This is a genomic window from Streptomyces sp. NPDC059909 (genome assembly GCF_042730885.1).
GTDB lineage: Bacteria > Actinomycetota > Actinomycetes > Streptomycetales > Streptomycetaceae > Streptomyces.
In genome coordinates, this window is the sequence record NZ_JBHWKX010000038.1 from 37,694 (window position 1) to 63,945 (window position 26,252).

At 70.3% G+C, this 26,252-nt stretch carries 20 protein-coding genes and 1 pseudogene; 3 read left to right on the forward strand and 18 right to left on the reverse strand.

Features of this window, described 5'->3' with window-relative positions; all coding sequences use genetic code 11:
- Positions 1–84: 84 nt before the first annotated feature.
- The 4 genes and pseudogenes from ACFV9O_RS24610 to ACFV9O_RS24625 all read right to left on the reverse strand — a co-directional run bounded on the left by ACFV9O_RS24610 (position 85) and on the right by ACFV9O_RS24625 (position 6,709).
- Complete coding sequence (locus ACFV9O_RS24610; RefSeq protein WP_385421204.1) at positions 85–4,755, reverse strand: PQQ-binding-like beta-propeller repeat protein; 4,671 nt, start codon at positions 4,753–4,755, stop codon at positions 85–87.
- A 77-nt stretch (positions 4,756–4,832) separates the two neighbouring features.
- On the reverse strand, positions 4,833–5,936 hold the full coding sequence (locus ACFV9O_RS24615) for a HupE/UreJ family protein (protein ID WP_385421206.1): 1,104 nt from the start codon (positions 5,934–5,936) through the stop codon (positions 4,833–4,835).
- Positions 5,937–6,073: 137 nt separating this feature from the next.
- Positions 6,074–6,175 (reverse strand): annotated as a pseudogene (locus ACFV9O_RS24620) (ABC transporter ATP-binding protein); the annotation flags it as partial.
- A 264-nt stretch (positions 6,176–6,439) separates the two neighbouring features.
- On the reverse strand, positions 6,440–6,709 hold the full coding sequence (locus ACFV9O_RS24625) for a hypothetical protein (protein ID WP_385421208.1): 270 nt from the start codon (positions 6,707–6,709) through the stop codon (positions 6,440–6,442).
- A 434-nt stretch (positions 6,710–7,143) separates the two neighbouring features.
- Here ACFV9O_RS24625 and ACFV9O_RS24630 point away from each other — a divergent pair, with 434 nt between their 5' ends.
- Positions 7,144–7,422 carry an FCD domain-containing protein gene (locus tag ACFV9O_RS24630; RefSeq protein ID WP_385421210.1) on the forward strand — a complete coding sequence of 93 codons (279 nt, stop codon included), beginning with the start codon at positions 7,144–7,146 and terminating at the stop codon, positions 7,420–7,422.
- Here the strand turns inward: ACFV9O_RS24630 and ACFV9O_RS24635 are convergent.
- From ACFV9O_RS24635 to ACFV9O_RS24655, 5 genes are all read right to left on the reverse strand, one after another.
- Positions 7,408–8,625, reverse strand: a complete 1,218-nt coding sequence (locus ACFV9O_RS24635; protein WP_385421211.1) for an MFS transporter — start codon at positions 8,623–8,625, stop codon at positions 7,408–7,410. The two genes, ACFV9O_RS24630 and ACFV9O_RS24635, sit on opposite strands and share 15 nt — an antisense overlap.
- Positions 8,618–9,799, reverse strand: coding sequence for an MFS transporter (locus ACFV9O_RS24640; protein WP_385421213.1), 1,182 nt, complete (start codon positions 9,797–9,799; stop codon positions 8,618–8,620). Before ACFV9O_RS24640 ends, ACFV9O_RS24635 begins: the two co-directional genes overlap by 8 nt.
- A 43-nt stretch (positions 9,800–9,842) precedes the next feature.
- Positions 9,843–10,529, reverse strand: coding sequence for a hypothetical protein (locus ACFV9O_RS24645; protein ID WP_385421215.1), 687 nt, complete (start codon positions 10,527–10,529; stop codon positions 9,843–9,845).
- A 272-nt stretch (positions 10,530–10,801) separates the two neighbouring features.
- Positions 10,802–11,524: a class II aldolase/adducin family protein gene (locus ACFV9O_RS24650; protein ID WP_385421217.1), complete on the reverse strand. Its 723-nt coding sequence runs from the start codon at positions 11,522–11,524 to the stop codon at positions 10,802–10,804.
- 30 nt (positions 11,525–11,554) lie between these two features.
- Positions 11,555–12,640 (reverse strand): ornithine cyclodeaminase family protein, encoded by a 1,086-nt coding sequence (locus ACFV9O_RS24655; RefSeq protein WP_385421220.1) that lies wholly within the window; start codon positions 12,638–12,640, stop codon positions 11,555–11,557.
- An 88-nt stretch (positions 12,641–12,728) separates the two neighbouring features.
- Here ACFV9O_RS24655 and ACFV9O_RS24660 point away from each other — a divergent pair, with 88 nt between their 5' ends.
- On the forward strand, positions 12,729–13,490 hold the full coding sequence (locus tag ACFV9O_RS24660) for a FadR/GntR family transcriptional regulator (RefSeq protein ID WP_385421222.1): 762 nt from the start codon (positions 12,729–12,731) through the stop codon (positions 13,488–13,490).
- A 171-nt stretch (positions 13,491–13,661) separates the two neighbouring features.
- Complete coding sequence (locus ACFV9O_RS24665; RefSeq protein ID WP_385421224.1) at positions 13,662–14,660, forward strand: cupin domain-containing protein; 999 nt, start codon at positions 13,662–13,664, stop codon at positions 14,658–14,660.
- A gap of 75 nt (positions 14,661–14,735) precedes the next feature.
- Here ACFV9O_RS24665 and ACFV9O_RS24670 read toward each other — a convergent pair whose 3' ends face one another.
- The 9 genes from ACFV9O_RS24670 to ACFV9O_RS24710 all read right to left on the reverse strand — a co-directional run bounded on the left by ACFV9O_RS24670 (position 14,736) and on the right by ACFV9O_RS24710 (position 26,241).
- Entirely contained in the window at positions 14,736–15,635 is a 900-nt protein-coding gene (locus tag ACFV9O_RS24670) for an AAA family ATPase (RefSeq protein ID WP_385421225.1), read from the reverse strand.
- Between the two features lie 19 nt (positions 15,636–15,654).
- The gene (locus ACFV9O_RS24675) at positions 15,655–16,722 is read right to left on the reverse strand and encodes a cupin domain-containing protein (RefSeq protein WP_385421227.1); all 1,068 of its coding nucleotides are present in this window, start codon (positions 16,720–16,722) and stop codon (positions 15,655–15,657) included.
- A gap of 127 nt (positions 16,723–16,849) precedes the next feature.
- Positions 16,850–18,106, reverse strand: a complete 1,257-nt coding sequence (locus ACFV9O_RS24680; protein WP_385421229.1) for an MFS transporter — start codon at positions 18,104–18,106, stop codon at positions 16,850–16,852.
- Positions 18,107–18,175: 69 nt separating this feature from the next.
- Positions 18,176–19,306 carry an ABC transporter ATP-binding protein gene (locus tag ACFV9O_RS24685; protein ID WP_385421231.1) on the reverse strand — a complete coding sequence of 377 codons (1,131 nt, stop codon included), beginning with the start codon at positions 19,304–19,306 and terminating at the stop codon, positions 18,176–18,178.
- A gap of 26 nt (positions 19,307–19,332) precedes the next feature.
- Positions 19,333–21,102, reverse strand: a complete 1,770-nt coding sequence (locus ACFV9O_RS24690) for an ABC transporter permease (RefSeq protein ID WP_385421233.1) — start codon at positions 21,100–21,102, stop codon at positions 19,333–19,335.
- 4 nt (positions 21,103–21,106) lie between these two features.
- Positions 21,107–22,192, reverse strand: a complete 1,086-nt coding sequence (locus tag ACFV9O_RS24695) for an ABC transporter substrate-binding protein (protein WP_385421235.1) — start codon at positions 22,190–22,192, stop codon at positions 21,107–21,109.
- Between the two features lie 60 nt (positions 22,193–22,252).
- Complete coding sequence (locus ACFV9O_RS24700) at positions 22,253–23,353, reverse strand: ABC transporter substrate-binding protein (protein ID WP_385421237.1); 1,101 nt, start codon at positions 23,351–23,353, stop codon at positions 22,253–22,255.
- 193 nt (positions 23,354–23,546) lie between these two features.
- A complete protein-coding gene (locus tag ACFV9O_RS24705; protein WP_385421239.1) occupies positions 23,547–25,052 on the reverse strand; it encodes an ethanolamine ammonia-lyase reactivating factor EutA in 1,506 nt (501 codons plus the stop codon).
- 61 nt (positions 25,053–25,113) lie between these two features.
- Positions 25,114–26,241 (reverse strand): ethanolamine ammonia lyase-activating protein, encoded by a 1,128-nt coding sequence (locus ACFV9O_RS24710; RefSeq protein ID WP_385421240.1) that lies wholly within the window; start codon positions 26,239–26,241, stop codon positions 25,114–25,116.
- Positions 26,242–26,252 lie beyond the last annotated feature (11 nt).

Genomic DNA, 26,252 nt, shown 5'->3' on the forward strand with positions numbered 1-26,252 from the left:
GCAGCACCGCGCATGAAGCCGGGCGGGCCGGCCCGGACGGATCCGGACCGGCCCTGAACGCGGTCGTACTGTGCTGCTAACGCGTCACGGCGCCGGGACGGCGTCCAGGATGCCGGTGGCGTCGCTGCCCGGGGCGACCACGAGGCGCCGGGTGAGTGTGTACGAGCCACCCGCCGGTACCTCGGCCTGGAACCGGCTCATCGCCCAGTTGCCCGCGGCGTACACGTCGAACGCGCTCGCCGGCGTGCCGTAGACGAGGCCGAAGACCTGCGGGTCCGTGCCGATCATGCCGAAGTACGGCTTCGTCGGCGTGTACGCCGCCGTCGCACCCGGCGTGACGACGCCGGTGCCCGGGATGACACTGGCCTGGCCGGCCGCGTCGTGGTCCATCGCGTCGCCGGTCCACACGTTCATCGCCGTGGAACCGGAGTTGGCCAGCACCGTCTCGACCGTGGCGAAGGTGTCGCCCGGCTTCAGCGTGTACGTCGTCGTCGCGGTCAGCCCGGTGAGACCCTTCACCGGACCGGACACCTGCACGACGGCCTTGTCACCACTCGCCTGCACGATCTTGACGTCGGTGGCCGCGACCGACCGGATGTCCCACGCGCTGCCGCCGGTCGGCTGGGTCGCCGAGACGTAGGGCAGGTTGATCCAGTCGAACTGGTCGGCCTTGCCGCGCACGGCGATGTCGACCGGCTTGCCACGCGTGCCACCGGACAGCTGCGAGTCGTTGTACGCGTCGGCGATCGCCATGGAGAGCTTGTCGTTCTCCAGCATGACGTCGTCGTAGCCGGCCTCGACCAGACCGGAGCCGATCCGCTTGCCGTAGCTCGCCTCGACCGTGACCGGCTTCAGCGCGACGTCCGCGACACCGGTGCCGGAAGCCGGCACCTCGACCGAGCCGGTGGCCGTCTGGTGGCCCAGCGCGGTCACCCGGACGTCGTACTGGCCGGCCGGGGCCTTGACCAGGTACTTGCCGTCGGCGTCCGTGGTCGTCGAGGCGACGGCCTTGCCGGCCTGTTCCAGCGCGACCCGGGCGCCCGCGACGGCGTTGCCGCCTGCGGTCACCGTGCCGGCCGCACGCGCGGCGTCCGGCAGGGCGGGGTCGTGCAGGTCGAGCTCGTCGACCCAGCGGGCGATGTTGCCGGTCGGGTCGCCGCCGGCCGTCGCGTAGTCCGTCAGGTGGTAGAACGAGAGCTCCTTGGAGCCACCGGCGGGCATCGAGGCGTCGTACCAGAGGCCCTCGATGAAGCCGAAGGCACCGACGGCCGCCGGGACGTCCTTGGCCCAGGCGAGGGCGTGCGCCGCCTGGCCGTTGGTGGTGGCGTCGTTGGCACCGACGTAGACGAAGTCGTCGCTCCAGCCCGAGGTCTTCAGGCCGGGGTTGGTGCCGCTGATGCCGGGGATCCGTCCGACGTCGGAGGAGCTGTCGGGGTCGATCATGTAGTTGAAGTAGCCCGAGTAGTCCGTGCTGCCGGTGTTCGTCAGGTTCACGGTGAGCTTGACGACCGGTGCGTCCGGCAGGGTCTCGTAGCGCACCTTCGTCTTGATGTCCGCGTTCGCGCGGGCGTTGCCCGACGCGACCACGGCCGAGCCGTCGACCTTGAGGTCGGGCAGGTCGACCTGCTCGGACTGCCGGTCCCAGCTGCTCGGGCTCGACAGGTCCTTGCGCAGCAGCATCTCCGCCCAGTCGAGCGTCTCGGCGCCGTTGGCGTCGTTCAGCATCAGGTCGGAGAGCGCACCGGGGGCGAGCCCGCCGGTGCCGTCGTTGCCGGCGGTGTACGGCGTGATCGAGCTGCGGATCCGGTCGTTCGCGACGTAGTGGTAGTCGTTGCCGGTCACGACGTCGCGGCGCGTGCTGCCGTTGCCGTAGTCCGGTGCGTACTTCGACGCGCCGGCCACCGGGTGGGTGACCTTGATCAGCTTCAGGCCGGCGGTGGAGGTGCCGGTGGCGCCGACCTCGACGGTGGTCGCGGAGCGGTCGTCGGCGATCAGGCCGCGCTTGGCGGCGGTGACCGTCCAGGACGCGGCCGGCAGGCCCAGCTTGTAGTGGCCCTGTGCGTCGGTGCTGGTCTGGGTGGTCTCCTTGCCAGTGGCCGTCGCGGTGACCCGGGCACCCGCGACGGGCTTGCCGCTCTCCGGGTCGGTGACGGTGCCGGTCACGGTGGCCCAGCGCTGCGCCGCCTCGCCGCCGGGGACGTAGGCGTACAGGTTGCCGTCCCACGAGCCCGCGACCACGGTGTTGCCGCTGACCGCGGGACCGGCGCCGACCCAGGTGCCCATCTCGTGGTTCCACAGCGGCTGCCCGGTGTCCGCGGCGAGCGCGTAGAAGCGGCCGTTGTTGGCGCCGACGAAGAGGGTGTCACCGGCCACGACCGGGCTCGACATGACGCCACCGTGGTAGATGTCGCCGGGCAGGACCCGGTTCCAGACCACGTTGCCGGTCTCGGCGTCGAGGGCCGTGACCGCGCCGGTCGGGAAGCCCATGTAGACGACGCCGTCCTTGACCGCAGCGGCGCTCGGGGTCGAGCCGCTCGAGACGAGCGAGGTGTGCGGGCTCTTGTAGGTCCACAGCGTCTTGCCGGTCCGGGCGTCGCGGGCGGCGATGCCGTTGTTGGCGCCGATGAAGACCTTGCCCTCGGCCGCCGTCGGTACGCCGTCCTGCCAGCTGCCCAGGGACTCGGTGCCGGTCCACTTGCGGGCGCCGGTCTCGAGGTCGTAGGCGAGCACCCGGTCGGCGGTCTGGTTGCCGACGTACACGGTGCCGTCCATGACCGCCGGGGTGCCGTCGCTCATCTGGCTGCCCGACATCGGCGAGGCCCAGATCTCCTTGCCGGTCTTCGTGTCGAGCGCCTTGAGCACGCCCTGGCTGCCGATGCCGTAGCGGGTCTGGTACGGCCAGAGGACCTTGTTCCCGGAGACGGCGGGCGAGTAGTAGCCGTAGGTGCGCTGGTTGTTCGGGGCGGGCGCCTTCTCCGGCACGGCCTTCCACCGCAGCTCGCCGGTGGTGGCGTCGACGGCGTACAGCTCCGAGCCGAGGGTTGGCGCGTAGACCAGGCCGTCGCCGTAGGCGAGGCTGCCGTGGATCGACTGCGGCACCTCGAAGTCCCACAGCTTCTTGCCGCTCTTGAGGGACACGGCGTGGATGCGGCTGTTGCCGTCACCGTTCTCGTCGCGGGTGCCCGCGTAGACGACGCCGTCGTGGATCACCGGCGAGCCCGTGAGGAAGGTGCCCGGGGTGCGGTAGCTCCAGGCGAGACGGCGGCCCGGCTCCTGCGCGGGCGCGATGCCGGAGTGGGCGGCGTCGCCGTGGTGCTGGGTCCAGTCACCGTCGGCGACGGGGGCGAGCGCGGGCTCCTTGGTCAGCGTGAACTCGGCGGACTCCGTCCAGTCCTTGCCGGCCTTGTCGGTGATGGTCACCTCGATGCTGTGCTTGCCGGCGGTCTGCAGGTTCTCCGGCAGGTTGTTCTGCCAGGTGAACTCGCCGCTGGCGCGCAGCGGGAGCCATTCGCCCTTCCCGTCGATGCGGTAGCGGGCCGACTTGACCTCGTCACCGGTGTCGTAGGCGTTGACCTGGATTCCCGGGAAGCCCGCGGCCGGGACCTTCGAGCCGGGGGCCGGGCTGACGATGGTCAGGTGCTCGTTCTCGCCGTACATCCGGAACGGGTTGTCGAAGCCGGAGCCCGCCATGTGGATGTAGCGGAAGCCGCGGGGCGCGTTGTCGATCGTGTAGGAGCTCGACACGGTCTGGATGTGCTTGGCGGTCGAGGCGAACGCCGAGTCGTTCTCGACGTGGTTGGAGTGCTCGTGACCGACGAGGATGAGCTGAGCCTTGTACTTCTCGAGAACGTCGCCGAAGGCGTCGTAGGTCGACGGCGAGCCGAACGGCACGTTCATCGGCTGGTGGGTCAGCACGACGACCTCGAGGTCGTTGGCCGGGTCGTCGTCGAGCGGGACGCTCGCCGCGAGGTCGTCCTGCAGCCACTGGAGCTGCTCGTCGAACGGCGCGGAGCCGTTGTTCTCCAGCACGACGAAGTGGCGGTTGCCGTAGTTGAACGAGTACCACTCCGGGCCGACGTTCTTGCGGTAGTTGTCGATCCGGTCCGCGTACGCCGAGCCGCTGCCGTACTCGTGGTTGCCGACCGCCGGCCACACGCCGACGTTCGACTGCGCGGTGCCGTTGCGGTAGGTGTCGAACTGACCCTGGCTGGCGTTGTTCGTGAGGTCACCGCTCACCGCGATGAAGCGCAGGTCGGTGCCTGTCGAGTTGATCTCGCGGATCTGGTCGGGCAGCTGCGCGTTGACGTGCGGGTCGGCGATGTTCGCCCACGAGAACTTGTCCCCGTCGGAGACCGGGTCGCGCTCGAGGGCGAAGTCCGCCGAGGACGTGGCGCCGTCGGCGAGCCGGCCGAGGTTGGCCCAGAACCTGGGCTCCTTGAACCGGTCGAGGCCGAACCGGTAGCCGCGGGGCTGACTGGCCCAGACGATGTCGGTCGTGCGGCGGTCGGTCGAGATCGTCAGGGAGTAGGTGCCGTCGGCTGCGGTCGTGGTGGCGACCACGCCGTCGGAGACGCGGACGCCGGCCAGACCGGCCTCGCCGTCGTTCCGGGCGCCGTCGCCGTTGGCGTCGACGTACACGACGCCACTGACGGTGGCCTCCGGCGGGTCGATGGCGGCCGCCACGTACGACGTGAGCGGGTCCGCCACGATGCTGGCGGTTAGCCCCAGCGTGGTGAGGTACAGGACCACGCGCATGCGTGCGCGCGTCCATCTGGACGGGGACATGAGAATCCTTCGGGGAGTGAGCGGTTGGGGGGTGGGGATTGGGGGCGTCAGGTCAGGAGGGGCGAGCGTTCGACGAACCAGACCAGACCGGAACCGGCGACGGCGAGGGTTGCCGCGACGGTCCCGAGCGTGAGGGTGCGGGCTGCGGCGGGTGCGGTCGCCGCCCGACGCAGGAACAGCAGAGCCGGGAAGGCCACCGCGATGATGGCGAGCTGGGCCAGCTCGATGCCGAGGTTGAAGGAGACGAGGTCGACCAGCGTCGAGACCGACAACTGGCCGTCGACGCTCAGCGCGCCCGCGAACCCGAGCCCGTGAAGGAGCCCGAACCCGAATACGACGGGCAGCCGGTGGGCGGCGCGGGGTGAGAGCAGGTTGTCGATCGCGATGAACGCGATGGACAGCGCGATCAGCGGCTCGACGAGCCACGTCGGCGCGCTGATCCAGCCGATCGCCGCGAGTACCAGGGTCACCGAGTGGGCAAGCGTGAACGCCGAGGCGACCTGGACCACGTCGCGCAGCCGCTTCGCACCGAGCAGGAGGGCGAGCAGGAACAGCACGTGATCGAGGCCGAACAGCAGGTGCTCGGACCCCAGGCGAACGAGCCGCGGGATCTCGCTGAGCAAGTCGGTGTGGCCGACCGTGACGCTGGTGTGCGCGAGGTCGAGCAGTGCGGCACCGCGGTGCCCGTCGATGTCGTAAGCCACTTTCGTGGTGGTGTCGTCGACGACTCCGTCGGAGGAGCGGAAGATATCGTTGCGGACGGTGAGCGCACCCGACGCAGGGCAGTCGTAGGCAAGCGACACCCGCACCGCGCCCGCGTCGGTGAGCTCGACGCGGTGGTCGTCCTCCGGGGTGCACCCGATCGTGCCACGGCTCAGTCGCAGTCGGCCGCCGACGTACGCCGCCACCTCGGTCGCATGCGCGTCGAGCGCCTTCCGCCGCGTGTCGGTGGGCACGTCGGCGACCGTCCCGTCCGGACTGGGCAACCCGGCGTTGCTGCTCACGCCGTCGAGGCTCAGCAGCTTGCCGAGGACGTCGTACTCGACGTCGGCGACGGCGGCGACGCCGTCACCGTGGCTGCGGAGGTCGACGGCGACGGAGGTCGTTTGGACGTGCGCCTGCGCCGGGGCGCCGCACAGGAGCACGGTCACGACGGCGGCAACGAGGGTGGTAAGGAACGCCTTTAGGCGCACAGCTGCAACTCCGAGATGGGGGGGAGGGCGGGCGTTTCATCTTCTACCGGCCGCTTCACGCCGGTTTCTGAGCTTGACCTTTAGCGTTGCTGTGGTATCTGACCCTGCGTCACATCAAGGTCTATGCCGTCGAGCGCGACGACGTCACCGAAACTCTTTGCGATGGCGCGAGCCCGGATTGCGATAGGTCTGTCCATAAGTCCTTCCTTGGCATCTCCAAGGACCATAGGGACTGCTCATGCTGCTCACAGGGATCGCGAGTAAATGTTGATGGAACACGAAACGGCCAGCACCCTTTTGCGATTGCTTGATCAAAAGCAGAGGAGTGGATGGAGAAGTTACGATCGCGAACGCTGCGTGGTGTTGGGGGTCGATTGAGGAGTCACTCGGCGGCCTGAACGGAGCGCGCGGAGCGCGTATTGATGAGAAGTCAGTCACCGGGGCGTGATGGTCACTCGGTGTCACCGCTCGGGCAGGACCGAATCGCCCACGCGGGCCCGCAGCCGGACGGCAAAGGCAACAGCACCGGAGCCAGGGCGGCGAGGATCGTGCGGGGGGACGGTGGCGTTGTCGATCAGTGTCAAGGTGCGGGTGCGCTGTTCGCGGAGCTCGGGCAGGAACTCCGGCCCGGTGAGGAAGAACGGGCAGGTCAGGCAGGCATTCGCATGCGGGCAGCTCTTCTGGACGGGCAGCAGCCCGCAGTAGCCGTTGGGTAAGGTCTGGGTGGCCATGCCGTAGCGGGTCCCTGGCGCACTGAGCCTGGCCGAGCGGCCCGTCGGCGTCGAGAGTGACGCGCTCATCCTTGATGTTGACCTTCATCGCCGCTTCCCAGCGGCGGCGGACGGTCTGGTCGGTGATCCGCGCGTAGTGGGCGGTCCGTCCGTGAGGCACTGCGCGTGCTGGAGGCGAGCGGACTGATCGAGATCGCGTCGGCGCTCGTGGCGGCGCGTTCGTCACCAGCCCGTCGCGGGAGCGGCTCGGCGAGGGCCTGGCCGGCCTGCTCTCCCTGTCGCCGCTCACCGCGGCGAACGTGACCGAGGCGCAGATGATCGTCGAGCTCGGCATCCTGCCGCTGGTCGTCGAGCGGGCGGCCGAGCAGGACGTCGCCGACCTGTTCGCCATGGTGTAGGAGGGCCAGGCCGCGCTCGACAAGGGCGAGTACACCATGGGTCTCTCGGCCGCCTTCCACGTCCGGATCGCGACCTGCACACACAACCCGGCGATCGAGATGCTCGTGCAGAGCTTCCCCGGCCCGATGCTCATGTCCCTGCGCGAGGCCCAGGTGGCAGCGCCACTCATGGGCCACAAGGGCACCGAGGAGCACCGCGAGCTCGCTGAAACGATCCAGCGTCGCGACCTCGACACCGCGACGACCGTGATGCGCGCCCACCTCGGTCGTACCGCTGAGCGGGTCAGCTCGGTGGAGACGTCACCGACTGACTGATCGCCGCCTCAGCTGCGGGAGCACAACGGCGGCGGCGACCAGCGCGCTCACCGAAGCCACGGCCATCCCGGCGCGAGCGCCCCATAGGTCGCAGATCCAGCCGAGGAGCGGCATGCCGAGCGGTGTGCTCCCGAGGACCACGAGGCCGTGCAGCGCCATCACCCTCCCGTGCATGCCTGGGTCCGTGCCGAGCTGAAGCAGGCTTTTGCCCAGCGTGTTGAACGCGAGGTTCGCGATGCCGACCGCGATCATTCCCGCGAGGGCGAGCCCCAGCCAGGGAGCCGCCGCCACGAGAGCGTTCGCAGTACCGAAGCCAACCGCGGCGAGGAGCAGCGCCCAGCTGGTGACTCGTCGCGCCGCCGCCGTACCGAGGGCTCCCGCGACTGCGCCGACGCCGAGCGCCGAGGTGAGCCAGCCGTAGGTCGCGGGGCCACCGTCGAAGGTGTCTCTGGCCAGCACCGGTAGCACCGCCCGGAAGTTCTGCCCGAGCAGGGCGACCACGCCGATGAGCAGCATGCAGGCGCGCAGCTCGGGGTGGGTGAACACGTAGTGCAGGCCCTCACGGACTCCGCCGGCGCCAGTCCGGGCGGCCTCGAGCCGGCGACGTGTCGCCTGCGGGTCGATGAGGAGTAGTCCCCAGAGCACCGGCACGAACGAGACGGCGTTGAGCGCGAACGCGTAGCCGGGCCCGACCGCGGCGATCAGCCCGCCGGCGACCGCCGGACCGGCCAGTCGGCCGAGGTTGTGCACCGTCGAGGCGAGCGCCTGCGCGTTGACGTAGTCCGCCGGGGCCGTGAGCTCGGCGACGAAGGCCTGGCGCGCCGGGTTGTCGAGGACGGTGACGAACCCGAGCGCGAGCGCCAGCGCGAAGACCATCCAGAGCTCGACAACCCCGGCGAGTACGACGACGGCCAGCGCGGCGGCCAGCACCCCGCTGGCCGCCTGGGTGGCCAGGAGCACGCGGCGGCGGTCCCACCTGTCGACCAGCACGCCGCCCCAGAGCCCGAAGAGGAGCATCGGCAGGAACTGCAGTGCCGCGGCTGTCCCGACCGCGACCGCGTCGTCGGTGAGGTCGAACACCAGCCAGTCCTGGGCCACGCGCTGCATCCAGGTGCCGATCACGCTCACCGAGTGGCCGGTGAGGAAGAGGCGGTAGTTGCGATGGGACAGCGAGCGCAGCGCGCGTGCCATCCCGTCACGCATGTTCGGCTCCGTCCACCGGGGGTTCGCGCAGGTGCTCGCGCAGTCGGCCGACGGCGAGCGCCGGCACCGCGATCGCGGCTCCGGCGATCATCAGTGACGCGGAGACGGGCAGCACGGCGACCAGGCCGGCGGCGCCGAACGGCACCGCGAACAGCGCGGCGGCGCGGAAGGTGCCGGCCGCAGCTATCGCCTCGCCCCTCTCCTCGGGGTGGACCGCGTCGCTGGCGATGGCCGGGCCGAGGGTCTGGAGGGCTCCGGCTCCGATGCCCGAGATGGCGAGCGCGATGCCGGCAGTCACCGCGGAACCGGCCAGCACGCCGAGCAGCGCGACCGCGCCCCCTGTGGCGATCGTGCCGATGGCGAAGGCCCGCGCCAGGGCCGTCCGGCCGGTCCGGCCGATGATGGCCGACCCGGCGAGCGAGGACGCGTTGGCGACCGAGACGAGGGCGCCCACGACGGCCGCGGCATGCCCGGCGTGCACCAGCACCACCGGGACGTAGGAGCCGAGAAGACCGCGCCACGCGCCCGCGCTCACACCCGCCCAGCACCCGGTGGAGACTCCGGGCCGTCGCCAGATCCGGCCCGGGGGCCGGTCGTCGGGCCGCCGGAACGGCCGCAGCCGGTCCAGGCACAGGGTCGGCACGACGGCAACGGCCGCGATCGCGGCGCAGACGGCAAGGGCGTACGACGGACTGCGCTCCGACAGCAGGCCCGCGAGCACCGGCCCGATGAGCAGGCCGGCGTTGGACATGAAGTTGACCGTCGCCAGGGCGCGGACGGACGAGCCGTTGCCGCGCACGACGTGGGTCTGACTGCCGGTCCAGAAGCAGGCTCGCGCCACTCCCTGGAGCAGCTGCGCCACCACGAACGGCACGACAGTCGCCGAGACCACCACGATGACGTTCGCCACAGCGAGCACGGCGCCCGCCATGGCAACCAGGGTCCAGTCGGGAAGCACCCTCATCACGACGCCCAGCCCGAGGCGGGTGGCCATCTGCGACACCCCCGAGATGGCGGTCAGGACACCGACCTCGACGCTGGTGTAGCCCGCGTCGAGGGCGAGCAGAGGCAGCGCGACCGAGGCCAGGCCCAGCGCACACGAGAAGACGACGGCGCTGCCCGCGGCGGCGACGGTGTCGCGCGGGGGGCGATGGATCGTCCGACGCTTGGTCACCCGCCTCCCCACCGGCCTCGGCAACGGCCCGGTCGGCCGTGGCTCACGCGGTTGCATCGGCGAGAGCGCGGTCGCCTGCATACTCCGGCGCAGCCTCGAAGTAGTGCACGTTGTTGTAGCCGAGGTGCTTGAAGACCCGGTTCTGCGCGTTGAACAGGCGCAGCGGGGTGCCGTCGGCCGCGAACAGCTGGCACACGTGGTTCTGCGGGATCCGGCCGTCGGTCTTCTCGGGCGAGGCCAGCACGCGCACGCGGCCGAGCGGGGTGTCCTCCCAGACCGTGTCCGAGGGGCTGATCACCTTCTTGCGGTCCAGCACGCGGGTCCGGATGCGGCCCCACTCCTCGCGCGGCCCGAACCGCTCTTCGTTCTCCACCGGGCCGCTGCGGCCCTGCTGGATAGGCCCCATGAACATCCACGTGCACTTGGCCTTCACGACCAGGGCGACGGCCTTGTCGTCGTTCTGGTGACCGTGCCCGTGGTTCGAGGACTGGCCGGGCAGCCCCACGAAGTGGACCTGGATGGTCTGGGTCAGGAAGTCCTCGTCGCCAGGGCCGATGCGCCACCAGGTCCGGGACTTCTCGCTGTCGCCGGAGTGGGCGACATTCGCGTCGTCGACGACCACCGAGTCGTCGCGGACGCGCTCATGCGCCAGCTGCTGCCGCCGGAACTCCCCGAGGAGGTAGGTCTCGGAGGTGAGCCGCCGGACGAAGACGCGGCCCTTCTTGGCCATGCGGTTCCTCCTGATGCCTGCGCCGACCCCACGTCGGCACGCACGCCTGACTGCACCAACCCCCGAGAATGGTTTGACCATTGAATATAATACCGGGCACAGGGTGCCTGTCCAGCCAACGGGACTCGTTGGGCCGTCGCTTGCCGACCCTGCGGGGCGGCACCCTCCCGTGCCGTACGCCGACGTCCGGGCCCGGGGCAGCGCCCGGTGTGCAGGCCGTCGCCGGGCAGGCGGCGGCGCATCCGCGGCGGGACCCGGGCCCGCCGTCCCGCTCAGTCCGCCGGGCCGAGCCGGGCCAGCTCGTGGCGCCAGGCGGTGTCGTGGTTGAAGGAGCCGCCCAGGTCGGGGAGTTCGGCCAGGTCCTCCTCGGGCAGGTCGCGCAGGCTGCCGCCGGCCTGGGTGATGTCCAGGGAGAGCCGGGCGAGGGTGTCCAGGGAGACGGCCCGCAGGACTGCTTCGGGGACGCCGCTGCCGGTACTGGTCAGCCCGTGCCCGCGCAGCAGCACGGCGGGGCGCTCGCCCAGGGCGCGCACCATCTCCAGGGCGAGGCGCCGGTTGTGTATCAGCACGCCGCGCGGGTAGACCGGCACGCCATCCGCGGCGAGCCGGGTGCCGGGGATGTCGAAGGCTCCGACGATCGGGCGCAGGGCGAGCCCGGCCAGGTCGGCGGCGACCACGGCCGGCGGGTGGGCGTGCACCACGGCCCGTACGTCCGGGCGGGTGCGCAGGACCTCGGTGTGCAGGGGGAGTTCGTTCGGCACCGACCAGCCGTCCAGCTCGCCGGGGGCGGCCGTCTGCCCGTCCAGGTCGACAAGGCGGATGTCGGCGGGTGTGGTGAAGCGCAGCCCGCGCTCCTGCGGCCCCCGGCAGCGCACCAGCAGCATGGTGTCGTCCATGCGCAGGCTGATGTGCCCGAGGATGCCGTCGGCCAGACCCCTGGCGGCCAGCACGCGGCAGGCGTCCGAGACCAGCTGCCTCTCCGGCATGTACTGCATGGGGTCCTCCGGTAGGGGTGTAAGGGGCCGTCAGTCGCGGATGTCCTGCAGCAGCCAGTCGCGGGGGATCTCCCGGCCCAGCCCGCGCTCCAGGGCCCGCTCGTAGACCAGGCCGGCCACCGCGTGGAACTGGGCGCCCTGGATGTTGCCGCGCTCGGAGAAGGTGACCTGGTCAACGTCCTGACGGGCGGCGGCCCGGCCGGTCAGCACGTCCTCCAGGCTGACGGTGCGCACGTGCTCCGGCGGGTGGCGCGGGTGGTGGCCGTGCCGGTGCCGCTGCCAGACCGGGTCCTCGGGGGCGGCCCGGTAGATCACGTACTCGTCGCGGGTGGCGGCCTCGGGCGCGGCGTCGGGGGCGGTGGCGTCGCCGAGGCGCAGCCACACGTCGAAGCGTTCCAGGGCGCGGGCGTCGGGGCGGCCGCCGATGCAGGTGACGTGCGTGCCCGGGTCCAGGTGGGCGCCGAAGACGACCTCGCCCACTGCGTCCGTACAGGCGGCCACCAGGTCGGCGCCGCGGTGGGCGGCCTCGGGGGTGTCCATCGCGACCGCGTCCAGCCCGTAGCGCTCGCGTGCCTCGGCGGCGAAGGCCTCGCGGTGGGCGCGGGTGGGGCTGTAGACCTGCACGCGCTCCAGCGGGCGGACGGTGCGGAAGGCCTCCAGGTGGCTGCGGGCCATGCCGCCGGAGCCCAGCAGGCCGAGCACGGCAGCGTCCGGGCGGGAGCCGTGGCGCACGCCGATCGCGGAGTCGGCGCCGACCCGCAGGTGCTGCAGCAGCCCATCGTTGAGCAAGGCCAGGGGTTCGCCCGTATGGGCACTGAGGAGCAGGACGAGGCCGCAGTAACGGCCGGGTTCCACGCAGTATTTGGACTGGGTTCCGCCGGACTCGGTGAGGATGTCGGACTTCATGCGGATGGCGACGTAGCCGGTGCGGGCCGATCCGCCCTCCATGGTGCCCCACTGGTAGACGCGGCGGTCGTCCACCGGAAGGCGCAGGTCGGTGCGGGGGCGGCAGATGCCCTGGCCGGTGGCCAGGTCCCGGTAGGAGTCCTCCAGGGCGCGGACGACATCGGGCACGGTGAGCACGGCCTCGGTTGCCTGGTTGTCCAGGACGAGCACGGCACCTCCATAATGGAGTTTTGGTATGACGTTAAGCCATAGGCTTAGCATGGTCAACATCGCCGCTTCGCATGGGAGGATGACAGGCATGCCATCGCGACCCAGTCAGACCACGGAAGGCGAGAAGTCCACCCGCTCCGCCCCCGTGGGCCGGCACCTCTTCAAGGCCGTCAGCTCCAACCGCGTGTCCCAGGTGATCGTCGAGCAGATCCGCCACCTGATGCGCGAGGAGCGCCTGCAGCCGGGCGACCGCCTGCCCAGTGAGCGGGAGCTGTGCACTCAGTTCGGGGTCAGCCGGGTCACGGTGCGCGAGGCCCTGCGCATCCTGGAGTCCAGCGGACTCGTGGAGATCCGCGTCGGCGCCCGCGGGGGCGCCTTCGTCACCGCTCCGTCCTCGCGGCGGGTCAGCGAGGGCCTGGTCGACCTTCTCACCCTCTCGCCGCTGACGGCTGCCCAGGTCACCGAGGTGCGGCTGGTCTTCGAGCTGGGCATCGTGCCGCTGGTGGTCGAGCGCGCCACCGAGGAGGACATCGCCGAGCTGCGCGAGATGTGCGAGGCCCACGCCGAGGCCCTGGAGCAGGACAAGTACACGATGGAGGCGTCGGCCGCCTTCCATATCCGGGTGGCGGCCTGCGCGCACAACCCGGCTGTCGAGATGCTGGTGCAGTCCTTCCACGGCCCGCTGCTGATGAGCCTGCGCGAGGCCCAGACCGTCGAGCCGAACATGGGGCAGCACGGCTCCAAGGAGCACCACGAGTTCGTCGAGGCGATCGCGGCCCGCGACGTCGAGGCGGCCACCGCCACCATGCGCACTCACCTGGAGCGCACCGCCTCCCGCCTCAAGGAGTGAGCCGCCCGCGTGCCCTGCCTGCTGCGCCCCGGACCATTGTGGTCCGGGGCGCACGCGTATGTGAGGGATGTCCCGGTGCGGGCAAGGTCCGGGTGCGACACGGGGATTGGCGTAGAGGGCTAGAGGTTTTATGGTTAGACCGATCGGTTGCGCTGTCCTACAGGAGGATCCATGGCAAAGAAGGGACGCGTCTTCGTCCGCGGTCTGACCTCGGAGACGTACGGCCTCAACGATTTCCGCAAGCAGCAGCTGGCTGTCGAGCGGGTCCGGGACGACACGGTGGTCGTCGACGACGCGAAGGTCGCCCACTCCGGCGACAGCGAGAAGTCGCGCACCTGGTGGCGGGTGGGTCCGGGTGACGAGGACTTCCTCACCCAGACCATCCAGGTCCACTTCGTGGAGCTGCCCGGCCAGTCGAGCAACCACGGCCACGGGCACCAGAACGAGGCGGCGTTCTACATCCTCGAGGGCCGCGGCTACGAGATCCACGACGACCAGCGCTACGACTGGGCCAAGGACGACCTCGTCTTCGTTCACACCGACTCGGTGCACCGGCACTTCAACCCGTACGACGAGAAGGCCAAGGCGCTCGTGGTGAAGGCCAAGAGCACCTGGATGTTCATGGGCCTGATCCAGCAGGGCCGCTCCGGCCCGATCGACCGCCCCGAGGAGTTCGGCGAGCGCGAGGACTGGTCGCGGATCTGGACTCCGGGCGTACTGGACCGCAAGAAGGTCATCAGCCCGAAGGACACCACCTGGGAGTCCACCCCGCTGGGCCGCACCCGGGTGATGGCCTCGCCGGAGCGCACCGACGCGCGCATCTTCTCCGTCGACGCCTACGAGCTGGACATCCCGGCCGGGAGCCGCTCGGGCAAGTACTGGAAGATGGCCGACGAGGTCTTCTACGTCCTCGAGGGCGGCGGCTACGCGCTGCAGTGGGAGGTCGAGGCGGAGATCGCGGAGAAGTACTACGCCCGCGTCGCCAAGGAGCCGAAGCGCTACGAGATCACCGAGGGCGACACGCTGTACGTGCCGCAGAACCACATCTGCCAGCTGTTCGCGGCCGACGGCACCCCGCTGCGGGTGTTTTCGGCCCAGAACCGCGTCTTCAAGCACCTGGGCTACGACACGGTGCACTACTTCGAGGACGCCCCCGAATACCAGGGCTGATCCTGGTATTCGGGCTGTCGGAACGGGAAGAGCCCCGCACCGTGAGGTGCGGGGCTCTTCCCGTTGTCGCGGTACTCAGCCGGCGGCCTCGGCAGCCGCCTGTGCGGCCGTCTCCTCGGCGGCCTCCACCAGGTCCTCCACCGTCAGTAGGGAGGGCTCGCGCGCGGTGGACAGCCGCAGCGCGAGCGCCCCGTGCACGGTCTTGCGGATGCGCCGGCCGTCCACCCCGTCCAGGAGGCGGCCGACCTTGGTGTGCACCTCCTCGTTCTCGGCGAGCGGGGCCAGCTCCGGCCACTGGGCGGCCAGTTCGCGCAGCGAGTCGGCCACGATCAGCGGAGTGACCTCGGCCGAGGGCAGCTCGGTACGGATCACCAGGTCGGCGCGGGACAGGAAGGCCTCGTCGACGGCGTCGGCGAAGTTCGTCGTCACCACCATCAGCGTGCCGGGCCGCTGGGCGCGCAGCGTGTCCAGCCCGCTGAGCACCGCATCGGTGGCCCGGTGCACATCGACCGGGTTGGTGTCGAAGGACGCACTCTGCCGCCTGACGGCCAGTGCCTCCACCTCGTCGACCAGCACCATGGTGTGCGGCCTGCGGGCCGCCAGCTCCGGCAGGTCCTCGCGGAACAGCCGGCTCACCGCGCGCTGGCTCTCGCCCAGCAACTCGCTGGGAAAGGCGTGCGGATCGACCTCGACCAGGGTGGTGGCCCCGTGCGGGGCCAGGGTGCGGGCCGCGGCCTGGGCCAGCCCCTGGGCGAGCGTGGTCTTCCCGGTGCCCGGCGGCCCGGCCAGCACGATCAGGCCGTGCGGGGCGACGGCCGAGCCGACGAGCCGCCGTCCGTGCCGGAGCACGAGGACGGCGGTCGCCAGCAGCCGCTCCTTGACCCGCGGGTCGATGAGCACCGCGTCCCACGGACCGTCGTGATGGTCGGCGGGCAGGGCGTGCACTCCGGCAACGCCGTGCGGCAGTGCGCTCATGAGGAGCTTTTCTCCTTTCCTACGGCCAGGTGGGGCGGTTGTTCTCGGGCCACTCGATGGTCGAGGGGTCGCCGGCCTGGGCGTCGCGGATGTGGACCGGCGGCTCCTCGAACAGGACCAGCGGGTCGCACAGCGCGCGCATGGTCTCCAGGAGGCTGTCGAACATGTGGATCCGCACGACCTTCGCGGTGTTGTCCGGGTCGGTATTGATGTGCTGGTGCCACAGGAAGTGGTCGACGACGATGATGTCGCCCTTCTTCCACGGGTAGCGCTTGCCGCCCTCCGGCTCGGTGCCCAGGTAGCTCTCGCCGGAGCCCTCGACCACGTACAGCCAGGCCTCACCGGGGTGGCGGTGCATCGACTGCTGGCGGCCCGGGCCGATCTCGAACATCGCCATGGTGATGCCGGAGGCCTGGTAGCCGATGGCGCGGTCCAGCAGGAAGGTGGTGCGGGTGCCGCGCGGGGTGTTGCGCAGCTCCAGCTCGTCCCAGTCGGTGTGCAGCCGGCCGGAGCGGCGCTGCTCCTGGTCCTTGGCCAGGCGGCGCAGCCGGTTGGCGTACGGGTCGGCGCCGTCGATGCCGGGGGAGAAGGGCGGGCGGGGCGCCAGCTCGGCGACCGGGGTGTGCCCGGCGTCCTCCAGGACGGCCATGCCCATGGTCTCCAGCATCGGCTGGCTGGAGAAGGTCAGGTAACGCACCGTGGTGTCGCCGTCGTTGCCGCTGCGGTGCCAGGCCCAGGAGGGCAGGTGGAGCGAGTCGCCGGGGCCGAAGTCGATGCGCTTGCCGTCGATCTCGGTCCAGCCGTTGCCGGCCACGACGAAGACCATGGCGTCCCAGGAGTGGCGGTGCACCGTGGTGGTCACGCCGGGCTCGATCTCGTGGGCGAGGGCGTCCATGGTACGAGTGGGCCGGTCGCCGTCCGCGCCGACGTAGACGCCGACCTTGCTGCCGCGCGCGGTCTCGTGCATCACGGCGTCCTCGAGGGCGACCACCGTGCGGTGGTTCTCCCTCCAGTCCTCGATGAACTTGGCCCGGCGGCGCTTTTGGACGTGATAGTGGGTGGTTCCGGTGGTGGTGTGCGTACTCAAAAGATCCTCCAACACGAGTACGTTCTGGACATGTTCGGGGGTGAGCGGGGTTCAGACGTGTTCGGTGTGCGGGCAGGGTCGGGACAGGAATCGAGGTGGACGGGTGGTTCGGGGGGTACGGGCGGGGTCAGGACGCGGGGTTGGGATCGGCCTCGGACTCCTCGCCGGACCCGGGCTGCGGCACGCTGTACTCGCGCACCGTGCGGCTGCGCAGGGCGCTCGCTCCCGCGGCGAGGGCGGGTACCAGCCCGCCCGCGGCCAGGGCGGCGACCGGCCCGAGGACTCCGGCGGCCACACCCATCAGGGTGTCGCCGACGGCGGGCCCGCCCCGGGAGGCCATCTGGTAGATGGCCGAGACTCGTCCGCGCAGCTCGTCGGGGGTCTCCAGCTGGACGGCCGCGTGCCGCACCGTGGTGGCCACGGCGTCCGCGGCGCCCAGTGCGAGGGCCATCACCAACGCCAGCCAGAAGGCGTGCGCCAGCGCGAGCCCCACCACGGCCAGCCCGTAGGCAGCCGTGCCGTACAGCACGACGTGTCCCGAGCGGGCGGTACGGACCAGGCGGAACACCCAGGCCGAGCCGATCAGAGCGCCGGCCGAGGGGGCTGCCGACAGCAGCCCGTACCCGGTGGCGCCGACGTGCAGGACGTCGGTGGCCAGCGCGGGCAGCAGCACTCGGTAGGCGCCGAACACGGTGGCCGACAGGTCGAGACCGGTGAGCTGCCAGATCACGGGGCGCTTGGCCACACACTGCACGCCCTCGCGCATGCTCTGCCACAGCGGCAGCCTCGGCCCGTCCGGCTTGAGGACCGGGGTGCGCAGCAGGGCCAGGACCACCACCAGGGCGGCGTACGTCACCGTGTCGAAGACGTAGACCAGCCCCGGGCCGCCGATCGCGATGAGCACCCCCGCGAGCGCCGGGCCGAGCAGGACGGCCAGCTCCCGTGAGGGGTTGAGCAGGGCGAAGGCGTCGACCAGGTGCTCGCGTGGCACCATCGCGGGGATGAGCGCCTGGCGGGCCGGCTGGTCGAAGGTGGCTGCCGCGGTGGCCAGCAGCGAGGACAGGACCACCGCCCAGACCGTGGCCTCGCCGGCCAGGGTGACGGCTGCGAGGGCGGCCGAGACCAGCAGCGCCACGGCCTGGGAGGCCTGCAGCAGGCGCCGCCGGTCCAGCCGGTCCGCGTACACGCCGCCCAGCGGGGAGAGCACGACCAGCGCCACGGCCTGGGCGAGGCCCACCAGCCCCACCTGGGCGGTGGAGCCGGTGAGTTCGTACACCTGGTAGAGGTTGGCGGCCACGGCGCCCCGTGTCCCGATCTGGGAGAGGACTACGCCGCCCCAGTAGAGATCGAAGTCCCGGTGGCGCAGCACCTCGGGTATGTGCACGAGCCTTCTTTCCTGTGGACGGGGATCCGGCCGGAGCGGGCCGGTGACGGGGATACGGGGCGCGGCTGCTCAGTCGACCGGGACGAGGGTGACCTTGTCGGGGTCGATGCTGAGGTGGACTTCCTCCTCGGGCGGGATGGAGACGTTCGGGTTCGAGCGGTTGCGGATCTCCACGCCGCCGACGTTGACGATGTGGTCCACGGTGTCGCCGAGGAAGGCGCGGGTGGCCACGGTTCCGCTCCATTGGTTGGGCGTGCCGGCGCGCGGTTCGCGGCTCAGGTCGACCGACTCGGGCCGGATGGACAGCAGCACCTGGGAGCCCACCGAGGGCGCCTTCTCCACGCCGCTCGCGGTCAGCTTGCCCTGGGCGGTCTCGACCTCGACCTCGTTGCCGCGCACCGCGGTGACCTTCGCCTCCAGGAAGTTGGAAGTGCCGATGAACTCGGCGACGAAGCGGGTGGCCGGCTTGGTGTAGATCTCGCGGGGCCTGCCGATCTGCTCGATGCGGCCCTGGTTCATCACCGCGATGCGGTTGGACATCACCAGCGCCTCGGACTGGTCGTGGGTGACGTAGATCGCGGTGATGTTCAGCTCGCGCTGCAGGCGCTTGAGCTCGAAGCGCATGGACTCGCGCAGCTTGGCGTCCAGGTTGGACAGCGGCTCGTCCAGCAGCATCAGCTCGGGCCGGGTGACCAGGGCGCGGCCCAGCGCCAGGCGCTGCTGCTGGCCGCCGGAGAGCTTGGTGGCCGGGCGGGAGACATACGCCCCCAGCTCGATGACCTCCAGCACCTCGGTCACGCGCTTTTCTATCTGCTCACGGGAGGGCCGCTGCGCGCGGGGCAGGACCTCCAGCGGGAAGGAAACGTTCTTGAACACCGTCATGTGCGGCCAGATGGCGTAGGACTGGAAGACCATGCCGAAGCCGCGCATATTGGCCCGCAGGTTGATGCCCTGCTCGTCGTCGAACAGGACCCGGTCGCCGAGGGCGACGCGTCCGGCGGTGGGCTTCTCCAGGCCTGCGATGGAGCGCAGCGTGGTGGTCTTGCCGCAGCCCGAGGGGCCGAGCAGGGTGAACAGCTCGCCGTCCTCGACCTCGAAATCGATCCCGCCTACGGCATAGGTGCGTGTGTCGTCCTCCTTGTGCTTCTGGCGCCGCGAGGGGCCTTCATAGCTCTTCTTCAGGGATGAGACTGTCAGCATGGGATTTCCTCCGGTTCCGGACCTGTTCAGTCGTTCTGCAGCCCGAAGCGGGCCCCGACGCGGTAGGCGCCGGCGACGAGGACGACGAGCAGCACCACCATCAGCACGCCGATCGCGGCGAGCGTGGTGAACTGACCGTTTTCGAACTGCTCCCACATGAGCACCGACAGAACCTCGGTTCCGGGGCTGTAGAGCAGGATCGTGGAGGACAACTCGCGGAAGGAGACGACCAGGATGTAGACCCAGCCGGCGAGGATGCCGCTGCTCATCAGCGGCAGCAGCACGCGCCGGAAGGTCTGGAACCAGGACGCCCCCGACACATGGGCGGACTCCTCCAGCTCGGGCGACATCTGGGACATCGCCGCCGAGGAATAGCGCATCCCGTACGGCAGGTAACGGGTGCAGTACGAGATCAACAGGATCAGCAGCGTGCCGTAGATCGGCAGCGGCATGCGCAGATAGACGAAGGACAGTGCCAGACCCAGCACCAGGCCGGGGATGACGATCGGCGTGAAGGCCAGCACGTCCAGTACCTGCCGCCCCTTGGCCTTGGTGCGCAGCACGACCCATGAGGCCACCGCGGTCAGCAGCATGACCGCGGTCGCCGCGCCGACGCCGACGATCACCGAGTTCTCCAGCGCGTTGAGGGCCTGCGGCATCTCGAACACGCGCTTGTAGTTGGCCAGGGTCATCGTCGACAGCGTCTTGCTGTTGGGCGCCGTGTAGAACTTCAGCAGCGAGGCGTAGAACAGCACGACCACCGGCAGCACGACGGTGACCAGGAAGTAGGCCAGCACGCCCGCGCCGACCCACGGCTTGGCCTTGCCCAAGTCGACCGGGCGCGGGCGGAACGCCTTGCCGGTCACCGTCTGATAGTTGCGCGAGGAGCGCTGCAGCCACTGGGCGAACAGCACGCCGGCCGCGGCGATCAGCAGCAGCCCCAGGGCGTAGGCGCCGGCGGCGCCGTAGTCGATGGGGTAGGCACGCAGCACGAAGTAGATCCGGCTGGTGAACACGTACGTGCCGTTCTGCAGACCGAGCAGGGCTGGCACCTCGAAGCTCTCCAGGGACTGCACGAACATCAGCAGAGCCACGGAGATGGTCGCCGGGCGCAGCAGCGGCACGGTGATGCGCCGTAGCACCGTCCAGGTGCCGGCCCCGGACATGGCCGCCGACTCCTCCAGGGAGGGGTCCATGGCGCGAAACGCGGCGACCATGAGCAGGAAGGCGACCGGGGCGTGGTGCAGGCCCTGGACCCAGATCATCCCCCACATGCTGTAGATGTTGACTGGCGAGGTGCCGAACAGCGGCTCGAAGACGAGGGAGTTGAGCAGCCCGCTCTCCGGGTCGGCGAGGAAGATCCACGAAGTGGCATACAGGATGCCGGGGACGATCAGCGGCACCATGGAGGCGGCGAAGAACAGCCCCTTGAACGGGGTGTCCGTGCGCACCTGCACGTATGCCAGCGCGGTCCCGACGACCAGCGCGAGCACGGCCGAGCCGAAGGCGAACCACAGCGAGTTCGCCAGCATCGTGCCGGCCTGCGAGTTGCCGCTGTAGGCGCGGGCGAAGGCGTCGAAGGAGACGCCCACGCCGTCGGAGTCGACGAAGGTGTCGTGCAGCAGGTAGCCCAGCGGCACGATGGCGAGGTAGCCGACGATCACGATGGCTACGCCCACCAGCAGCGTCTGCAGGTTGAGCTGCTTGCGCAGCAGGCCCGGCAGCCGGGAGGCCCGCGCCGCGGGCGGTGTTCCCGGCGGCGCGGCGGGCTTGGCAGGGGTAGAGGTCACAGCCACGGCGTTACTTCTCCAGGGTCTTGGCGCCGCGCAGCAGCGCGTCGTACTTCTCGTCCCACTTCGCGCTGTCGTCGGTGAGCTCCTCCACGGCGAAGGGGGCCATGGTCAGGCCCTCCAGGCTCTTGTCGCCGGGCACCTTGGTGGAGGGGGACAGCTTCAGGTCGACGATCACCTTCTGGCCCTCGGTGAGCATCCAGTCGTAGAACAGCCAGGCGGCGCCCGGGTGCTGGGCTCCCTTGAGCATGCCGACGCCGTTGGGTCGCGGAAAGGCGGGGATGGTCGACTTGCCGCTCTCGGGCAGGTGGGCGACCGGGGCGCCCCCGGCGGCGGCGCGGGCGGTGATGTAGGTGTAGTTCATCGCCTCCATGGGCGTCTGCCCGGCGATGAGGAACTGCATCATCGTGGTGTGGCCCTTGGCGACCTTGGAGTTGGCCGCGATCTTCTTCCACAGCGCGTCGACCTCGGCCTGGGACTTGCCGTGCTCGAGCCAGTAGGTGGTGACGTTGGCGTACCAGTCGGAGTCGCTGACCTCGAGGGTGATCTTACCCTTGTACTCGGGCTTGGCCAGGTCCTCCCAGCTCTTCGGCTCCTGGCCGGGCTTGATGAGGTCGGTGTTCCAGGCGGGTTGGAAGATGTTCAGGCGGGTGGCGGTCCAGTACGGGAACTTGCCCGTGTCGTCCACCTTGTCGCGGGAGGCGCCGTTGAACTTCGCCAGGATGCCCTCCTTGGACAGGGCGTCCAGCTCGGCGAAGTTGGTCTCCACGATGTCGGCGCCGGACTTCCCGCTCTGGGCCTCCTGGACGGCCCGCTGCAGGACCGTCTCGGAGTTGCCGCGGAAGACCTCGACCTTGATGCCGGTGTCCTTCTCGAAGGCCTTGGCGATCGGGCCGACGATGTCGGAGGTCATGGAGGTGTAGAGGGACAGGGTGTTGCCCTCGGACTCGGCTGTCTTCTGGGCCTCGGCGCGCTGCTTGTCCTGGGGCAGCGCGGCGATCTTCTCGTAGACCTTGTCGGCCCCGCTGTTGCTGGCCTTCGGGGTGGTGCCCCCGCAGGCGGTGAGGAGGGTCATGGCCGCTAGTGCGGTTGTCACGGCGGCGGAGACTGCGGAACGGCTCATCATTGAGCGTCTCCCGGAGTGTGAGGATGAGGGTCAGCCGGCCTTGGGCACGCCGCGAAGCAGGGCGTCGTAGGCGGCGTTCCATTTCTGGTTGTCGGAGGCGTCGGACTTGTCGAGGCTGTAGACCTCGGTGTCGGCCGGGATCGGGTCCTTGAAGCCGGGGACCTCCTTGGCCGCGGGGATCCGCTTGGAGTCGGCGATGACCTTCTGGCCCTCGGTGAGCACCCAGTCCGTCCACAGCAGGGCGGCCGCCGGGTGGCGCGGCTCCTTCATCAGCGCGAGGCCGTTGGGCCGCATGATCACCGGCTCGACCGGAGGCCTCCAGGCCACAGGGGCCCCCTTCTCTGCGGCCTTGTCGATGGTGTGGCTGTAGACGGACATGGCGACGCTGAACTGGCCGGCGCCCAGCATCTCGCCCTGGACCGTGTGGCCCTTGGCCAGCCTGGCGTTCTTGGCGATCTTCGTGAAGAGGGCGTCGACCTCCTGCTGCGACATGCCCTTTTCCTCGGTGAGGTAGGTGGACATGGACATGTACCAGTCCCAGTCGCCGAGCTCGACCGACAGTTTGCCCTTCCACTCGGGGCCGGCGAAGTCGGCGAAGTTCTTCGGCTCCTTGCCCTTGGGGACCAGCTTGGTGTTCCAGCCGACGACAAAGGCGTTGAAGCGCTCGGCCGTCCAGCCCTCCGGCTTGGTCGCCTCGGGCTTCAGCCCCTCGAGAGCAGGGCCCTCGTACTCGTGCAGGAGCTGCTCGTCGTTCATCGCCCGCAGCTCGATGTCGTTGGTGTCCACGACGTCGTTGCGCGTCTTGCGGGCGCCGTGCTCCTGCAGGATGCGCTGCAGGACGGTCTCGGAGTTGGCGCGGAAGGCGTTGACCTTGATGCCGGGGTAGGCCTTCTCGAAGCCGTCGACCAGCTCCTGGATGTCGGTGTTGGAGGTGTAGAGGTCGAGAACCCCGCCCTCCTTCTTCGCCGCGGCCAGCAGCATCTCGGTGCGCTCCTCTCCCGTGAGGCCCTCGTACTTGGCGTAGGCCTCGGACTCCTTGGAGTCCGAGGTGTTCGCGGAGGGAGGGGTGCCGCAGCCGGCCAGCAGGAGACCGGAAGCCAGCAGGCCGGCGCTGAGAACTCGGTGATGCATCGCACGCTCCTTGGGACGTCATTGCCGGGGATCGTCGTGCACGTGGGGGCAGGGATCCGGTCCGGGCTGTTCACGTTCCGGAGCCGGGTTCGTCAACTGCATGAAACAAGAGGAGAGGTCTTATGGTCTAACCATAAGGTCCGGAATTTATCCCATCGTTATGGGCCTGGGGCGAGTCTGGGGTGACGCTCCGTCAGTAAGGCTGTTGCGGATCTTCGCCGAAGACCAGGGACTTGATCGTCACGGGCACGGTGCGCGAGGGGTGCCGCACCCGGCCGATGTCGATGTGGTCGAAGTCGTGCAGGCTGAGTCCGTCGACCACCAGCAGCTGTGCGGTCACGTCCAACTCCTCGCGCAGCAGCCGGCCGAGCGTCATCGCGACATCGCCGTCGAGGAACACGTACAGCGGCCTGCCCGCCGCCGTACGCTCGGCCAGGCCGTCGCGGATGCCGGTGGCGAAGGCGAGCAGCCGGCCGTACTCCGGCAGCCCGCTCCACTCCATGGCCAGGGCCACGTCGCCGTCGGCCTCCCGGTCGGCCAGGTGCCGGCGGACGGCCCCGGCGACGGCCTGCGGGTCGACCTTCTCGCCCAGCGGGCAGCGCGGGCGCACCACGGGTAGGTTGCGGCGCGGCAGCAGGGCGTCCGGGTCGGTGATGCAGCCGGTGTTGCCGCTCAGCTGCACGCTGTACTCCGAGGCGCCCAGCGCGGTGGCGCGGATGCACTCGCCGGCCGGCAGCAGCGGCCAGGGGATGTCCCCGGCCTCGAGGCGGCGGCGCACGGCGTGCCCGAGCCGACGGCCCAGGTCGCCGAAGTCGCGCTGCTCGCGCCCGTAGACGTACTCGGCCACCCCGCCGGAGAACAGCACCCCGTCCAGCCGGCCGGGATCCTCCAGCCGGTCGGTGAGGTACAGGCCGTCCTCCTCGGGTGAGCCGCGGAGCACGGACGCGAGGGCGTCCGCCATGGCATCCGCGACCCGGTCCAGTTCCTCGGGGCGGACGGTGTCGCCCAGCCGCCAGTCGAAGCCGGCCCGGGCCGCGTGGCGGCGCCCGGCCGGCTCCAGGCGGACGATCCGTCCGTCCTCGGCGGCCACCTGGAGCCGGCCGCCGATGTGGACCGCCGCGGTCGAGAGCACGCGTCCGCCCTCGACCACGGCGAGCTTGGTGGTGCCGCCGCCGATGTCCACGACCAGCAGCCGCTGCCGCTGCTCGTAGGAGCGGCGGGCGGCACCGGAGCCGTACGCCGCCAGCATGGCCTCCATGTGGTGGCCCGCGGTGGCGGTAACCAACTGGCCGCCTCGCTCGGCCAGGACACCGGCGATCGCCTCCGCGTTGTGCCGCCGCAGTGCCTCCCCGGTGAGGATGACGACCCCGGTGTCGATCTGTCCGGGGTCGGCCCCGGCCTCCCGGTACGCCTCGTCGATGACCTCCCCGAGCCGGGCGGCGTCGATGTGCTCGCCGCCGGCGTACGGGGTCAGCGCCACCGGTGACAGGTACTGCGTTTCCCGGGACACGACGTGGTAGCGGCTGGTCAGCTCCTCGCCGATGCGCCGCAGCCGGATCCGGGAGAACAGCACCTGCGTACCGGAGGAGCCGATGTCGATGCCCACGCTGTGCAGTGTGACGTTGTCCTGCTGCCAGATCGGGTTGTCCTCGATCGGGCCCAGGGGCTCGTCGTCGTGGTCGTGCGTGTGCGCAGGCACGTGCGCGGCGTGGACGGTGCGCTCCGGGGGCCGGTGCGGGCGTGCTCCATGGCCTCCGTGGTCAGGCATCGGCGCCGGGCAGCGGCGGGAGGGTCTCCAGCTCCGACTCGTAGATCGCGTCCATCTGCGGGGTCATGCCGTGCTTGGCGAGGGCTTCGCGGAAGGTCTCGCGGACGAAGGTGGACTCGTCGGCGTAGTCGATCTGGTCGCCGCCGATGCGCTGGCTGATCCACGCCTTGGGCACGCCCTGGGCGTTGCGCACGGAGACCACCTCGTGCTTGAAGGCGAGGTAGCGGCTGGGCTCGGTGCTGGTGTTGAAGTGCTGGTGGAACCACATGTTCGGCGGGACGATGAGGGAGCCGGGGCCCCACTCGTAGCGCCGCGGCTCCTCGCCCTCGGGCCACATGAGGCTGTAGCCCTCTCCGGAGAGGATGATGACGTGGGCGCCGGGGCCGTGCCGGTGGCCCTTCTTGTACGTGGCGGTGGGGAACTGTGAGATGTGGCTGTTCATCGAGCCCTTGGCCATGGCGAAGCGGATGTGGCCGCCGCCGGCGCCGCGCTCCTTGGCCTCCACCAGCGGCAGGGTGACGGAGTCTGCCACGAAGTTGGTGTCCAGCAGCAGGCCCTTCTGCTCGCCCTTGGGGGAGAAGTAGTCGGGCTCGCCGTTGAAGCGGTCCGGGAAATCGCGCGAGGTGTTGAAGACGAACTCGGGGTCGCCGTAGAGGTTGATGACCGGCGGCATGTTCGTCGAGGACACGAAGCGCGCGGCCTTCTGGCCGGAGCCGTTGAAGTGCTGGTGGTGGGCGTTGAGCGGGATGGCGAAGATCGAGCCGGTCTGCCACTCGAAGGTCACCGAGGCCCCGGCGTCGTTCCACACGCGGGTGGAGCCCTGGCCGTCCAGCACGAGGATCATCTCCTCGAACAGCTGCCGCTGCGGGGCCAGCTCGCCGCCGGCCGGGATCTCACACACATAGCAGTCGTTGGAGGTGCGGGTGGCCTCGTGGTTGATGAAGACCCCGCGCCCGCCGCGCCGCTCCCAGGGCTTGAGTTCCACGGTGCGCAGGTCCGGAATGTAGTGGGCGGCGATGATGTCGAGACCCTCGTCCGCGACCCAGCGCGTGTACGGGGAGTCCTTCTCGGTGGCGAACTTCGCTGCCAGCTTGTCGTCGACGATGGCGTCCTTGGACATCGGGGCCCTTC